The organism is Streptomyces sp. NPDC097640 (assembly GCF_040302705.1).
In the GTDB taxonomy this organism is placed as follows: Bacteria; Actinomycetota; Actinomycetes; order Streptomycetales; family Streptomycetaceae; genus Streptomyces.
The window spans coordinates 115580-129139 of record NZ_JBEOSB010000004.1 but is presented as its reverse complement, the minus strand read 5'-3'; the positions used below and the strand labels follow the sequence as shown (position 1 = coordinate 129139).

The window sequence follows — 13560 nt, the reverse complement described above, 5'->3', positions numbered from 1 at the left end:
TCAGTCCTCCGCCCCGCAGTAGACGTCCAGCAGCTTCATCGGCTTGCTGCCGTCGAGGTCCACATACGCCGTGAAGGACGCGGTCCGCGGCTCGCCGCCCCAGGTGGTGGTGATCGTCGCCCAGCCCACCCGCGCCGACTGGGCGGTGGTGACCTCACCGACCTCGATGTCCCGCGGAGTGTTCTGCGCACACAGCAGCACATCGAAGTCCGGGTTCTGGGCGGCCTTCTCCTTGAGCTGTGCCGAGACCAGGTGCTTCCGCTCCCAGGCGGTCGGGCCGTGGTTGCCGTAGAAGCCCTCCAGGAAGTGGTGGATCTCCTCGGCGGTGTAGCGGTTGTTGGGGTCGGTCTGCGCGGAGGCGGCCGCGGGCGAGCCGGCCGCGAGAATGAGGCCGAGGCCGAGCGCGGCCGCGCAGCCCCCGGCGAGCGCCGCGGAGCGGCGCAGAGTACGAAGCATAAGAAATACCCCCGTGAAGTGCTGTTTCGATCGGTGAGCGGTCATCTGACCATTGATCGGTCGAACACCAAGAAAGACCCGCACGGACATCGGATGGTTGCTCCTCCGCTCCGCTACAGGCGTGTAACAGCACGGCCGCGGCCCGACTCGATGCCGGAGCCGGATGGTTCCGCGCGCCCAACAGGTGCCCGACAGGTGGCCTCCCCATTCAACGGAGAAAACCCATCCGTTAGCCTGTGGCGGTCATCGTCCTGGAACCACCTCAGGGGACTCGTAAACATGCGCCACCACATTTCCGGATCTGGGCGAACGGTTGTCTCCGCAGTCGCCCTCGCCGTCGTACTCACCGCCTGCTCCGGATCCGGCGGTGGATCGGACTCTTCCGCCAAGGGCGGCAAGGACGAGTCGTCGTCCCCGCCGGCCGCGGTCGGCGTCATCTCCCTCAAGGCGGCACAGAAAGTCCTGCTCAACTACGCGAAGGTCAACAACGAAGCCAACGCCGCCCGGGATCCGAAGAAGATCGCCGAGATCGAGGACGGCGCCCTGCGGCAGCAGAGTCTGGCGACCTTCACCCAATTCAAGACTCTGTCCGAGAAGGAACAGGATTCCTACAAAGTCCCCTTCTACTATCCGGTCAAGGGCGCCCACTTCTACATTCCGCCCAAGGGCTCCGAGAATGTCTTCTTCGTCGACACCCGGATCACCGGCAAGAACATCGACGAGGGCCGCCGTCGGCTGATCGCCTTCAAACAGACGAAAGGCAACGAGGGTGCCGCCTGGAAGGCGGTGGGCGTCGGCAACCTCGACAGCAAGACCAAACTGCCGAAGATCCAGCTGGACGGCGACGGATTCGCCTCCGCACTCAAGGAGTCGGACCAGGTGGGCGGCACCACCCTCGCCGATCTGCATGGGCTGTCCCAGGACATCTTTCTGACCGGCGGCAAGAGCGCGGACAGCACGTTCACGCAGAACGCTGCCGTGAAGGGCTGGAAGAAGGACTACGCGGACCGCGCCGACTTCCCCGACGGCTGCGTCAACGGCAAGTACAAGGCCGCCCCCACCGCGGACGACACGGTGTACGGGCTCAAGACCGCCGACGGTGGCGCCGTGGCTCTTTACGGTTTCGGCATCGACTACTTGAACTGGCCGAAGGCCGATGGCGTGAACTGCACCTCCGTCATGCAGATTGACAACATGCCCACGGTCACGGGTGTCTACCTGGACGGCAGGAACACCTCCACCTTCCTGACCCGCACCGATTCGTCGCTCACCATGGCTGTCGTACCGCCCTCCGGCAAGCGCGTCCGTGTCACCGGATACAGCTTCCAACTCATCAACGCCAAGGGCTAAACACCCGCTGTCCAGCGCATCGGTGGTTCAGCCGTCCTTCGGGCAGGCGAACTCGCCCTTCGGCCCCCAGTGTTCGACCCGCCCGGTGTTCTGCGCGAACGAGCCGCAGAACAGGACCGGTTCGGAGCCCTTCGCCGTGTGATGCAGGATCACCAGCGGCTTGTCGCGCGAGACCTTGGCGCCTCGCCCGAATTCCAGATAGCCGCTGGCTCCTTCCTTGCTGATGCCGTTGTCGAGGCTGATCTGCACATTGGACCGCTCCACATCACCGGTGCTGGCAAACGCCTCGTTGGCCGCGGCGGCCATCAGCTGCATCGCGTCATGGGCCAGCGCCGCCCGGCCGTCGTTGCGCCACAGGTCCTTGGCGCCGAACGCCGCGGCGTACTCCGCGTTGAACTCCTGGGTGACGTCGCTGCCGCGCGGATGCCCGGCGGGCAGCACATGGGCCGTGTGATAGAGCCGCAGCCAGGGCCGGGCCTCGTACTCGCCGGAGAGGGCGGCGGTGGTCAGCTCATTGCCGCCCAGGACCGTGAGCTTCCGCCCCTCGCAGGAGGTGTCGTCCCCGAAGACATCGAGGAACGCGGTGAACTCGCGCGCCCGGGACGCCCAGTACAGGACCGTACGGGGCTGGGCCTTGATCCGCTCGCAGACCGCGTCGGCCACGTCCTTGATGCTGTCCTCGTGCGTGACGCGGTTGCCGCCCGACCCCGGGGCGCCCGACTCGGAGCCCCCGGACCGGCCGCCGGGCGAGTACTCCAGCTTGGACCAGTCCCCGCCGAACTGCTCGGCGAAAAAGTCTCCGATCTCCTTGCTGTACAGGTCCGCGGGGTCCTGGACCACCACCGCCGCCTCGGCCGGGGAACACCCGCCCGAGCCGCCGTCCATGATGTTTCCCCGATGGGCGAAGTCGGCCTCGATCCGCGCCTCGCGGCTGTTGGTCGGCGCCACCCGGCGGTAGTAGGGGCTCACGTTCATCGCGTCGGCCGTGGCCGTGGTGCCCACCATGGGAATCTTCGCCCGGCCCAGCTCACGGACGGCCGCCTGGGTCTGCTTCAGACTCTGCGAGAAGGCCACCACGCCGATGATGCCGGAGCCCTTCCGCCCCGCCTCCTCGACGACCTGCCGCGCGCGGCGCTCGGCGTCCTTGTACCCCTCGCCCGCGCTGAGCATCCGGACGCGCAGCCATACCTTCTGCGAGTCGTTCCGCGCCTCGTCGTTGAGCGCGCGCTGGGCCAGCGCGATGCCGCGCAGCTCCGGCACGGCACCGTTGTACCGCTGGCCCTCCTGGTCCTTGGCGACCTCCGCGCCGATGTGCACGACCGTACGGGCCTCGGCTCCGCGCCGCAGCACCGCCTCGTCGACCCGCTTGTTCTCCTCTTCGATCATGAGCGCCGCGGCCTCGTACTGCTGCCGGGGCGGTGTGGCACCCAGCTCCGCCCGGCCCGAGAGGGGGCCACCGGACGCGCCGCCGAGACAGCTCTCGTCCTCGCCGGCCCTCGTCATGGGGATCAGCCACGCCCCCAGCACACCCAGCACCGCCACCAGGGCCACCCCCTCCAGCACCACCTCGGCGACCGGGCCCATCCGGAAGTCCCGCGGAGAGACCGGGCCCGAACGGGGCGCGGTGCCCGGCCTGACCCCGGGCGGCAGCGGCACCAGCGGCGCCAGCAGGGGCTCGAGGCCGCCCTCCGGCGCCCCGGTGGCGTGGTCCAGCGCCGTGGCGGCGTCCGACAGCCGGGCGCAGCGCTCCCCCGGGACCGCCACCCCTGCCGGGCTCGTGGCCACCACGACGGTGGCCGCGGACTCCAGCTCCTCGGCCGCGGTCCCGTAGGCGCTCAGAAAGCGCGCCGCCGGATCGCCACTTCCGCCATCAGCGCCACGCTCCAACAGCACGGTGAAGCGCGTGGCTCTCCGGCGCCGCCACGGCGAGACCCGCCCGGGCCCGGCCGCGGCCTTCAGATCCGCCAGCAGGGCGCGCAGCAGCAGCTGCTCAACGGTGGAGAGCCACTCTTCCCCCTCCGGCCCGTGTCCCGCCTCGCTCTCGTCCTGCCGCTCGCCCTCCGGCGCGTCCAACTCCACCAGCTGCGCGGCGCTCTCGAAGAACTCCTCGGAGCGCCTCCCATGGCCGCTCCCCCGCCAGTCGGCGAACCAGCCGGTGGTGCCCGACCACAGCAGCCGACGGGTGCAACGGCGCGCCCACCACCAGCGCGGTAAGACCTGAAACGCCGGGCGGGCGACGGCGGCCAGCGCGAGCGCCAACCAGCCGGGGCCCTGCGCGGCACTCTGCGCCGTCGGCGGATCACCGCCGCCCAGCTGCCACAGCGCCCGCAGCACCGGGCCTCGTCTGCGACGCCCCTCGTAACAACGGTCGCGCATCTGCTCGCCGGTGAGCGACTGAGCCCCGGGCCCCTGCTCCAGGGCGCACTCGACGACATCGCGCATCAGCTGGAAGTCCGGCAGGCGCAGCCGCCCGGTCCTGGGCGGAACGTCCTCACCCAGCCGCTGCCCGACGGCCAGCGTCAATGGACGGCGGCCCCGGACGGCGCGGGCCGCCTCGGCCGCCCCCAGCGCCGCGTACGGCACCAGCTTGCCGCCCCGCTCGCGGCGCAGACACCGCTCCAGTCCGCGCATGGCCCGGTGCGCCCGCCCGCCCGGATCCTCGCCCCCACCGTCACCCTCGCCGCTCTCCCCGCCCTCGGCGAGCAGCACCACCGGCGGCAGCACATCGCGCGCCGCGGCCCGCCGGTCCGCCGGCACCACCGCCCGCTTGAACGCCGCCATGAACTCGTCGGCGCCCTCCCCCTCCAGAAATCTCGCCCCGACCTGACGCCCGCTCATCGGCACCGCGATCGCCCCCAAGTTCCTCAGCGCGCCGTTCCCCCGTGCGCGAATGTCCGTTTGGGATCCCCTTCTCTGATACACGCGAAACCCCCCACCGGTTCCGCACCGGCGGGGGGCTTCACTCGAACGGGTGGTCGATCAGATCGGGCCCGCGAGCGGACCTGCCGCGCCCCGGGACCTCACTGACGCACCGTCAGTGGTTCTTCGGGAAGCCGAGGTTGATCCCGACCTCCTCCGACGGCTCCGGCCAGCGGGTGGTGATGACCTTGCCGCGGGTGTAGAAGCGCACCCCGTCGTTGCCGTAGATGTGCTGGTCGCCGAAGAGCGAGTCCTTCCAGCCGCCGAAGGAGTGGTAGCCGACGGGCACCGGGATCGGCACGTTGATGCCGACCATGCCCGCCTCCACCTCCAGCTGGAAACGGCGGGCGGCGCCGCCGTCGCGGGTGAAGATGGCCGTGCCGTTGCCCCACTTCGAGCTGTTGATCAGCTCGATGGCCTCGTCGTACGTCTCGGCGCGGACCACGCACAGCACCGGGCCGAAGATCTCGTCACGGTAGGCGTCGGCGGTGGTGGGCACCTTGTCCAGCAGCGAGACGCCGAGGAAGAAGCCGTTCTCGTGGCCCTCGACCGTGTAGCCGGTCCCGTCGACCACGACCTCGGCGCCCTGGGCGGCGGCGCCGTGCACATAGGCGGCGACCTTGTCGCGGTGCTCCTTGGTGATGAGCGGGCCCATCTCGGAGGCCGGGTCGTCGCCGGGGCCGATGCGGAGCCTGGCCGCGCGGTCGGCGATCTTCTTCACCAGCTCATCGCCCGTGTCGCCCACCGCGACCACGACCGACACGGCCATGCAGCGCTCGCCGGCCGAGCCGTACGCCGCGTTGATGGCGTTGTCCGCGGCGAAGTCCAGGTCGGCGTCGGGCAGCACCAGCATGTGGTTCTTGGCGCCGCCGAGCGCCTGTACCCGCTTGCCGTGCTCGATGGCCTTCGCCTGGATGTACCGGGCGATCGGCGTGGAGCCGACGAAGCTGACCGCGGCGACATCCGGGTGCTCCAGGAGCCGGTCGACGGCCACCTTGTCGCCGTTGACGACGTTGAGCACGCCGTCCGGCAGGCCCGCCTCGGCGGCCAGCTCGGCCAGCCGCCAGGAGGCCGAGGGGTCCTTCTCACTGGGCTTGAGCACAAAGGTGTTGCCGCAGGCGATGGCCACCGGGAACATCCACATCGGCACCATGGCCGGGAAGTTGAACGGCGTGATGCCGGCGACCACGCCGAGCGGCTGGCGGATCGACGCGACGTCGACCCCGCTGGAGACCTGGGTGGACAGCTCGCCCTTCAGCTTCTCCGCGATGGAGCACGCCAGCTCGACGATCTCCAGGCCGCGCGCCACCTCGCCCAGGGCGTCGGAGTGCACCTTGCCGTGCTCGGCGGTGATCAGCCCGGCGACCTCGTCGCGGTGGGCGTCCAGCAGCTCGCGGTACTTGTAGAGGATCGCGGTGCGCTTGGCCAGCGAGACGGTGCCCCAGGACGCGAACGCGCCCTTGGCGGCGGCCACGGCCGCGTCCACCTCCGCCACGGAGGCGAACGCCACCCGGGTCTCCTGCGCGCCGGTCGCCGGGTTGTAGACCGGGCCGAAGTCTCCCGACGCGCCCTCGACGGGCTTGCCACCGATCCAGTGGTTGACGGTCTTCATGGGTGCGGAGCCTTTCTCTTCAGTCACAAGTCGGCGGTCAGAGGTGGCGGCGGCGGGCCGCGGCCTGCCGGTCGTACGCCTCACGGGCCTTGACGGCTGCCGCGCGGGTCGCGGTCTGGGCAACGGGCACATCCCACCACGCCTGCGCCGCGGGCGCGCCGGACACTGTGTCGGCTGTTTCGGTCTCCACATAGACACATGTGGGCCGGTCCGAGGCGCGGGCCGCGGCCAGCGCCTCGCGCAGTTCGGCCACGCTCCCGGCGCGGATCACCTCCATGCCGAGCGAGGCCGCGTTGGCGGCCAGGTCGACGGGGAGCGGGTCGCCGGAGTACGTGCCGTCGGCGGCGCGGAAGCGGTAGGCGGTGCCGAAGCGCTCACCACCAGTCTCCTCCGACAGGCCGCCGATGGAGGCGTAGCCGTGGTTCTGGATCAGCACGATGTTGATGTTGACGCCCTCCTGGACCGCGGTGACGATCTCGGTCGGCATCATCAGGTACGTGCCGTCCCCGACCAGCGCCCACACCGGCCGGTCGGGCGCCGCGAGCCGGACGCCGATGGCGGCCGGGATCTCGTAGCCCATGCAGGAGTAGCCGTATTCGAGGTGGTACTGGCGCGGCGAGCGGGCCCGCCACAGCTTGTGCAGGTCGCCGGGGAGCGAGCCGGCCGCGTTGATGATCACGTCCTCGTCGCCGACGGTCGCGTCCAGGGCGCCCAGGACCTGGGTCTGGGAGGGCCGGGCGGACTCGTCCCCGGCGGCGTACGCGGCGTCGACCCGCTGCTCCCAGCGCGCCTTCCCGGCGGCGTACTCGGCCTCGTACGCCTCCTCGACGCGATGGCCGGCCAGCGCCTGGTTGAGCGCCTCCAGGCCGGCGCGGGCGTCGGCGACCAGGGTCGTCGCGCTGAGCTTGTGCGCGTCGAACGGCGCGATGTTGAGGTTGAGGAAGCGGACGCCGGGGTTCGAGAAGAGGGTCGCGGAGGCCGTGGTGAAGTCGCTGTAGCGGGTGCCCACGCCGATGACCAGGTCGGCGGCGCGGGCGAGGTCGTCCGCGACCGCGGTGCCGGTGTGTCCGATGCCGCCGATGTCGGCGGGGTGGTCGTGGCGCAGCGAGCCCTTGCCGGCCTGGGTGGAGGCGACGGGGATGCCGGTGGCGTCGACGAGCGCGCGCAGGGCCTCCTCGGCCTCGCTGTGGTGGATGCCGCCGCCCGCGACGATCAGCGGCCGCCGGGCGGAGCGCACGGCCCGCGCGGCCTCGGCCAGCTCGGCCGGCTCGGGCGCCGGGCGGCGTACGTGCCAGACGCGGTCGGTGAAGAACTCCTCGGGCCAGTCGAACGCCTCGGCCTGGACGTCCTGCGGGAAGGCGAGGGTGACGGCGCCGGTGTCGGCCGGGTCGGTGAGCACCCGCATGGCCTGGAGCGCGGCCGGGATCAGCGACTCGGGGCGGACGATCCGGTCGAAGTAGCGGGAGACCGGCCGCAGACAGTCGTTGACCGACACATCGCCCGCGAAGGGAACCTCCAGCTGCTGGAGCACCGGGTCGGCGGGGCGGGTCGCGAAGGTGTCGCCGGGCAGCAGGAGCACGGGCAGCCGGTTGACGGTGGCCAGGGCGGCGCCGGTGACCAGGTTGGTGGCCCCCGGGCCGATGGAGGTGGTGACGGCCTGGGCGGCGAGCCGGTCGGACTGGCGGGCGTAGCCGACGGCCGCGTGCACCATGGCCTGCTCGTTGCGGCCCTGGAGGTACGGCATGGCGTCCTGGCCGGTCTCCAGCAGGGCCTGGCCGAGGCCCGCCACATTGCCGTGCCCGAAGATGCCCCAGCAGGCGGTGATGAGGCGCTGTCGCCTCCCGTCGCGCTCGGTGTACTGGTGGGTCAGGAACTCCACCAGTGCCTGGGCGGTGGTGAGCCTGCGGGTGGCTCCGCTCATCGTGGGTCTCCCAAGGGGGCGTCGTAGAGGGGGAGGCGGGGGTCGACGGGCTGGTCGGGCCAGGTGGCGCGGATCCAGGCGTGGTCGGGGTGGTCGCAGATCAGCCAGTCGCGGTCCTGCCCGGGGCCCGCCATGACGTTGAGGTAGTACATGTCGTGGCCGGGGGCGGCGATGGACGGGCCGTGCCAGCCGTCGGGGATCAGGACCAGGTCGCCGGAGCGGACCTCGGCGAGCACATCGGTGCCGCGGCCGCGCCCGGAGGGGGAGACCCGCTGGTAGCCGACGCCCTCGCTGCCGTGCGCCTCGGCGATCTCGAAGTAGTAGATCTCCTCCAGCTCGGACTCCTCGCCGGGGCGGCACTCGTCGTGCTTGTGCGGCGGGTACGAGGACCAGTTGCCGCCGGGGGTGAGGACCTCGACCGCGATCAGCTTGTCGCACTCGAAGACGCCCGCGGCGCCGAAGTTGTTCACCTGGCGAGAGCAGTTGCCGGTGCCGCGCAGCTCGACGGGGACGGCGGAGGCCGGTCCGTAGCGGGCGGGCAGCCGCCGCTCGCAGCGGGCGCCGGTGAGCGCGAACCGCCCGCCCGCCTCGCTCGCGATCTCGGCGTGCGCGTCGCGCGGCAGATACGCGAAGTCGCTGACGCCGCTGAACACGCTCTCCCGGCCGTGCAGTTCGAAGGTCTGGCCCTCCGTCACCACGGTGCAGCCGCCGTTCAGCGGCAGCACGATCCACTCGCTCTCGCCGGTGGCCAGCCGGTGCGAGCCACCGGGCGGCAGGTCGAGGACGCGCAGCGAGGAGTGGCCCCAGCCGGCCCGCTCGGGGTCGATGTCCACGGCGTACGGCCCGGCGGCCGCCTTGCCGGCCTGGAGATGGAAGCTGGAAGGGTCCGTAGTGGTCATGTCGTCAGTCTCCGCCTTGTCACGTCTTGTCGGCGCTCGCCCGTGCCCGTCCGCGCTATGCCCTGGCCCCTGCTGTCACAGCAGGCCGACGGCGGTGTCGACGGCCTGCTCGACGCTGCCTTCCGCCGGGTAGAGCAGCGCGCGGCCGACCACCAGGCCCTGGACGGTGGGCAGGCGCAGCGCCTTGCGCCACTTCTCGTACGCGCCCTCCTGGTCCTGCGGGCTCTTGCCGACGTCCCCGCCGAGCAGCACCGCGGGGAGCGTGGAGGTCTCCATGACGGCCGCCATGTCGTCGGCGTCGTCGGTGACCGGCACCTTCAGCCAGGTGTACGCGGAGGTTCCGGCGAGCCCGGAGGCGATGGCGATGGACTTGGTGACGGCCTCGGCGCGCAGGTCGTTGGTGACCTTGCCGTCGATCCGGCGGGAGATGAAGGGCTCGACGAAGATGGGCAGCCGGCGCTCGGCCATCTCGTCGATGGCTCTGGCCGTGGAGACCATGGTGGCCAGCGAGCCCTCGTCGGAGTAGTCGATGCGCAGCAGCAGCTTGCCCGCGTCGAAGCCGAGCCGGGCGATGTCCTGGGGGCGGTGGCCGGTGAAGCGGTCGTCGAGTTCGAAGGAGGCGCCGGCCAGGCCGCCGCGGTTCATCGAGCCCATGACGACCTTGTTGTCGAGGGCGCCGAGCAGCAGCAGGTCCTCGAGGATGTCGGCGGTGGCGAGCACTCCGTCGACGCCGGGGCGGGACAGCGCGACGCACAGCCGTTCCAGCAGTTCGGCGCGGTTGGCCATGGCCAGCTTGTGGCCTCCGACGGCGAGGGCGCCGCGCGCGGGGTGGTCGGCGGCGACGATCATCAGACGGCCGCTGTCGCCGATGAGGGGGCGCCGGACGCGGTGGGCGGCCGCCTCGGCGATCGCCTCCGGGTGCCGGCTCCGCACCGTGACGAGGTCGGAGATGCTGATGCTCAACGTTGTGCTCCTCGCAGTCGCGTTCATGAGATCACGCCGTCCGCCCGGGCCGCGCGGTCCGGGCCGGCCGGGGGCCGTAGGGGCGGGTGATCAAGAGAGGGGGATGGCTGGGCGCCGGTGTGTCAGTCCCCGGCGAGCAGGGCCTCGACCTCGGCTTCGGTGGGCATCGCGGAGGAGCAGGCGAGGCGGGACGCCACGATGGCGCCCGCGGCGTTGGCGTACCGCATGATGCGCTCCAGGTCCCAGCCGGACAGCAGGCCGTGGCACAGGGACCCGCCGAACGAGTCGCCCGCGCCCAGGCCGTTGACGACCTCGACGGGGACCGGCGGCACCTCGGCCGTGGTGCCGTCGCGGTGCACGGCGAGGACGCCCTTGGGGCCCTGTTTGACGACGGCGAGCTCCACCCCCGCCTCCAGCAGGCTCTCGGCGCAGGCCGCGGGCTCTCGCACCCCGGTGGCGACCTCGCACTCGTCGAGGTTGCCGACGGCGACGGTGGCGTGGCTCAGCGCCTGCTTGTAGTAGGCGCGTGCCTCGGCCGGGTCCGGCCAGAACATCGGCCGCCAGTCGAGGTCGAAGACGGTCGGGCCGGCCTTGGCGCGCGCCTCCAGCGCGGCCAGGGTGGAGGTGCGGCTGGGCTCCTCGCTGAGGCCGGTGCCGGTCATCCAGAAGATGCGGGCGGCGCGCACGGCGTCGAGGTCCAGCTCGCCGGGGTGGATCTCCAGGTCGGGGGCCTTGGGCCGACGGTAGAAGTACAGCGGGAAGTCGTCGGGCGGGAAGATCTCGCAGAAGGTGACCGGCGTGGGGTAGGCGTCGACCGGGGTGACCCAGCGGTCGTCCACGCCGAACTCGCGCAGCGCCTGGTGGATGTACTCGCCGAAGGGGTCCGCCCCGGTGCGGCTGATCACCGCGGTGCGGCGGCCGAGCCGGGCGGCGGCCACCGCGACATTGGTCGCGGAGCCGCCGAGGAATTTGCCGAACGTCTCGACCTGCGGCAGTGGGACACCGGTTTGAAGGGGATAGATGTCCACCCCGATCCGGCCCATCGTGATCAGGTCGTACGGCTCACTCATGCGTACCCCTTCAGGAAAGACGCAGCTCAGACTGATGGCCCACGAACGCCGGGGCGGCTGTGGCCCTTCAGGTCTAGACGCGCCGCCCACCCCCTGTCAAGGATTTGTCCTTACATTCGGACCTACCATGCGCACTGGGGGGTGACGTTATCACGTCGTTACGTCCAGATGAAATGTTGTCATGACAAACCCTTGACAGCCCACGGCCCCGGGGAGTTGGCTCCCCTTCTGCAACGGCCGTGTCAACAACGGTCCCGGCTGGAGAGGTGCTGGAACAGATGGACCTCAGAATCAACCGAACCCGCAGAGCGACGGCCCTGGCCGCACTGGTCACGGCAGGCGTCCTCGTCGCCACCGGGTGCAGCAGCCAAGGCGGCAAGAAGGCCCAGGAAGACTCGGGAGACATCGCCGTCAGCGGCAAGGCGAAGACCCCCCGGCTGAAGATCGCGATGATCACCCACGCCCCTCCCGGAGACACCTTCTGGGACACCATCCGCAAGGGCGCGCAGGCCGCGGCGGCCAAGGACAACGTCGAGCTGGTGTACTCCAGCAGCGCCAACGCCGCCGACCAGGCCAACTACATCCAGAACGCCATCGACCAGCACGTCGACGGCATCGCGGTCACCCTCGCCAAGCCCGACGCCATGAAGGGCGTCATAGCGAAGGCGGAGAAGGCCGGCATCCCGGTCGTCGGCTTCAACGCCGGACTCGACAACTGGAAGGACATGGGCCTGCTGGAGTACTTCGGCCAGGACGAGTCCATCGCCGGCCAGGCCTTCGGCAAGCGTCTCAACGAGCTCGGCGCCAAACACAACATCTGTGTGATCCAGGATCAGGGCCATGTCGCCCTCGAGGCCCGCTGCGCCGGCGTGAAGAAGACCTTCAAGGGCAAGACGGAGAACCTCTACGTCAACGGGACCGACATGCCGTCGGTCAAGTCCACGATCAGCGCAAAGCTCAAGCAGGACTCCAGCATCGACTACGTCGTCACCCTCGGCGCCCCCTTCGCCCTCACCGCCGTGCAGTCCGCCAAGGAAGCGGGCGGCAAGGCCAAGGTCGCCACCTTCGACCTCAACAAGACCCTCGTCAACGCGGTCAAGAGCGGCGATGTGCAGTTCGCCGTCGACCAGCAGCCATACCTCCAGGGCTATCTGTCGATCGACTCGCTGTGGCTCTACAAGGTGAACGGCAACTTCAGCGGCGGCGGCGAGCAGCCGGTGCTGACCGGGCCCGCCTTCGTCACCAAGGACAACGTGGAGACCATCGCCAAGTTCGCCGAGAAGGGCACCCGGTGATCGCCCGATGACCCAGGCCACGACGCCGGCGGCCGCCACGCCGCCGGCCTCCCCCACCGTTCCCACGTCCCGCACCACCGAGCGCTCGCTGGTCCGCAGGACGCTGGCCCGCCCCGAGATCGGCGCGCTGGTCGCGGCCGTCGGCGTGTACCTCTTCTTCTTCGCCGTCGCCCCGACCTTCCGCCAGGCCGACGCCTTCGCCACGGTCCTCTATCAGGGGTCCACCATCGGCATCATGGCCCTGGCCGTCTCCCTGCTGATGATCGGCGGCGAGTTCGACCTGTCGGCCGGTGTCGCCGTCACCTCCTCGGCGCTGACCGCGAGCATGCTCAGCTTCCAGCTCACCACCAATGTGTGGGTGGGAGTCGTGGTCGCCCTGGCCGTCTCGCTCGCGGTGGGCCTGATCAACGGTGTGCTGCTGATCAAGACCGGACTGCCCAGCTTCCTGGTCACCCTCGCCAGCTTCCTGATGCTCCAGGGCGCCAACCTGGCCGTCACCAAGCTGCTGACCGACAATGTCGCCTCCGACGCGATCAATGACATGGACGGCTTCGACCAGGCCAAGTCGGTCTTCGCCTCCGAGGTCTCGATCGGCGGCGTCGATGTGAAGATCACCGTGCTGTGGTGGCTGTTCTTCGCGGCCATCGCCACCTGGGTGCTGCTGCGCACCAAGTTCGGCAACTGGATCTTCGCGGTCGGCGGCTCCAAGGAGAGCGCCCGGGCCGTGGGCGTCCCGGTGACCTTCACCAAGATCGCGCTGTTCATGACCGTGGGCTTCGCGGCCTGGTTCGTCGGTATGCACCTGCTGTTCGAGTACAACACCGTGCAGGCCGGCGAGGGCGTGGGCAACGAGTTCTACTACATCATCGCGGCGGTGATCGGCGGCTGCCTGCTCACCGGCGGCTACGGCTCGGCGATCGGCGCGGTCCTCGGCGCCTTCATCTTCGGCATGGTCAACCAGGGCATCGTCTACGCCAACTGGAACCCCGACTGGTTCAAGTTCTTCGTCGGCGTGATGCTGCTGCTCGCGACGCTGGTCAATCTGTGGGTGCGCCGCCAGGCGACCAGGAGGTGA

At 70.5% G+C, this 13560-nt stretch carries 10 protein-coding genes; 3 read left to right on the top strand and 7 right to left on the bottom strand.

What is annotated here, in order from left to right:
* Nucleotides 1–456: a hypothetical protein gene (locus ABTY62_RS07075; protein WP_311729613.1), complete on the bottom strand. Its 456-nt coding sequence runs from the start codon at nucleotides 454–456 to the stop codon at nucleotides 1–3.
* Between the two features lie 279 nt (nucleotides 457–735).
* On the opposite strand from ABTY62_RS07075, the gene ABTY62_RS07070 reads away from it, so the two are divergent.
* A complete protein-coding gene (locus tag ABTY62_RS07070) occupies nucleotides 736–1806 on the top strand; it encodes a DUF8094 domain-containing protein (RefSeq protein ID WP_352128379.1) in 1071 nt (356 codons plus the stop codon).
* A 27-nt stretch (nucleotides 1807–1833) separates the two neighbouring features.
* On the opposite strand, the gene ABTY62_RS07065 is transcribed toward ABTY62_RS07070, so the two are convergent.
* The 6 genes from ABTY62_RS07065 to iolC all read right to left on the bottom strand — a co-directional run bounded on the left by ABTY62_RS07065 (nucleotide 1834) and on the right by iolC (nucleotide 11190).
* Nucleotides 1834–4644, bottom strand: a complete 2811-nt coding sequence (locus tag ABTY62_RS07065; protein ID WP_352128378.1) for a hypothetical protein — start codon at nucleotides 4642–4644, stop codon at nucleotides 1834–1836.
* 196 nt (nucleotides 4645–4840) lie between these two features.
* A complete protein-coding gene (locus tag ABTY62_RS07060; RefSeq protein WP_352128377.1) occupies nucleotides 4841–6337 on the bottom strand; it encodes a CoA-acylating methylmalonate-semialdehyde dehydrogenase in 1497 nt (498 codons plus the stop codon).
* 37 nt (nucleotides 6338–6374) lie between these two features.
* On the bottom strand, nucleotides 6375–8258 hold the full coding sequence (iolD, locus tag ABTY62_RS07055; RefSeq protein WP_352128376.1) for a 3D-(3,5/4)-trihydroxycyclohexane-1,2-dione acylhydrolase (decyclizing): 1884 nt from the start codon (nucleotides 8256–8258) through the stop codon (nucleotides 6375–6377).
* Nucleotides 8255–9157 carry a 5-deoxy-glucuronate isomerase gene (iolB, locus tag ABTY62_RS07050; RefSeq protein WP_352128375.1) on the bottom strand — a complete coding sequence of 301 codons (903 nt, stop codon included), beginning with the start codon at nucleotides 9155–9157 and terminating at the stop codon, nucleotides 8255–8257. Before iolB ends, iolD begins: the two co-directional genes overlap by 4 nt.
* Nucleotides 9158–9232: 75 nt before the next feature.
* Nucleotides 9233–10120: a Cgl0159 family (beta/alpha)8-fold protein gene (locus ABTY62_RS07045; protein ID WP_352128374.1), complete on the bottom strand. Its 888-nt coding sequence runs from the start codon at nucleotides 10118–10120 to the stop codon at nucleotides 9233–9235.
* Between the two features lie 122 nt (nucleotides 10121–10242).
* Complete coding sequence (gene iolC, locus ABTY62_RS07040; protein WP_352128373.1) at nucleotides 10243–11190, bottom strand: 5-dehydro-2-deoxygluconokinase; 948 nt, start codon at nucleotides 11188–11190, stop codon at nucleotides 10243–10245.
* Between the two features lie 278 nt (nucleotides 11191–11468).
* Between iolC and ABTY62_RS07035 the strand changes: the two genes are divergently transcribed.
* Complete coding sequence (locus ABTY62_RS07035) at nucleotides 11469–12485, top strand: sugar ABC transporter substrate-binding protein (protein WP_352128372.1); 1017 nt, start codon at nucleotides 11469–11471, stop codon at nucleotides 12483–12485.
* A 7-nt stretch (nucleotides 12486–12492) separates the two neighbouring features.
* Nucleotides 12493–13560: an ABC transporter permease gene (locus ABTY62_RS07030; protein WP_352128371.1), complete on the top strand. Its 1068-nt coding sequence runs from the start codon at nucleotides 12493–12495 to the stop codon at nucleotides 13558–13560.

Coding starts and splice junctions, on each gene's coding strand:
- ABTY62_RS07075 (WP_311729613.1), bottom strand. CDS start 456: ATGCTTCGTACTCTGCGCCGCTCCGCGGCGCTCGCCGGGGGCTGCGCG.
- ABTY62_RS07070 (WP_352128379.1), top strand. CDS start 736: ATGCGCCACCACATTTCCGGATCTGGGCGAACGGTTGTCTCCGCAGTC.
- ABTY62_RS07065 (WP_352128378.1), bottom strand. CDS start 4,644: ATGAGCGGGCGTCAGGTCGGGGCGAGATTTCTGGAGGGGGAGGGCGCC.
- ABTY62_RS07060 (WP_352128377.1), bottom strand. CDS start 6,337: ATGAAGACCGTCAACCACTGGATCGGTGGCAAGCCCGTCGAGGGCGCG.
- iolD (WP_352128376.1), bottom strand. CDS start 8,258: ATGAGCGGAGCCACCCGCAGGCTCACCACCGCCCAGGCACTGGTGGAG.
- iolB (WP_352128375.1), bottom strand. CDS start 9,157: ATGACCACTACGGACCCTTCCAGCTTCCATCTCCAGGCCGGCAAGGCG.
- iolC (WP_352128373.1), bottom strand. CDS start 11,190: ATGAGTGAGCCGTACGACCTGATCACGATGGGCCGGATCGGGGTGGAC.
- ABTY62_RS07035 (WP_352128372.1), top strand. CDS start 11,469: ATGGACCTCAGAATCAACCGAACCCGCAGAGCGACGGCCCTGGCCGCA.
- ABTY62_RS07030 (WP_352128371.1), top strand. CDS start 12,493: ATGACCCAGGCCACGACGCCGGCGGCCGCCACGCCGCCGGCCTCCCCC.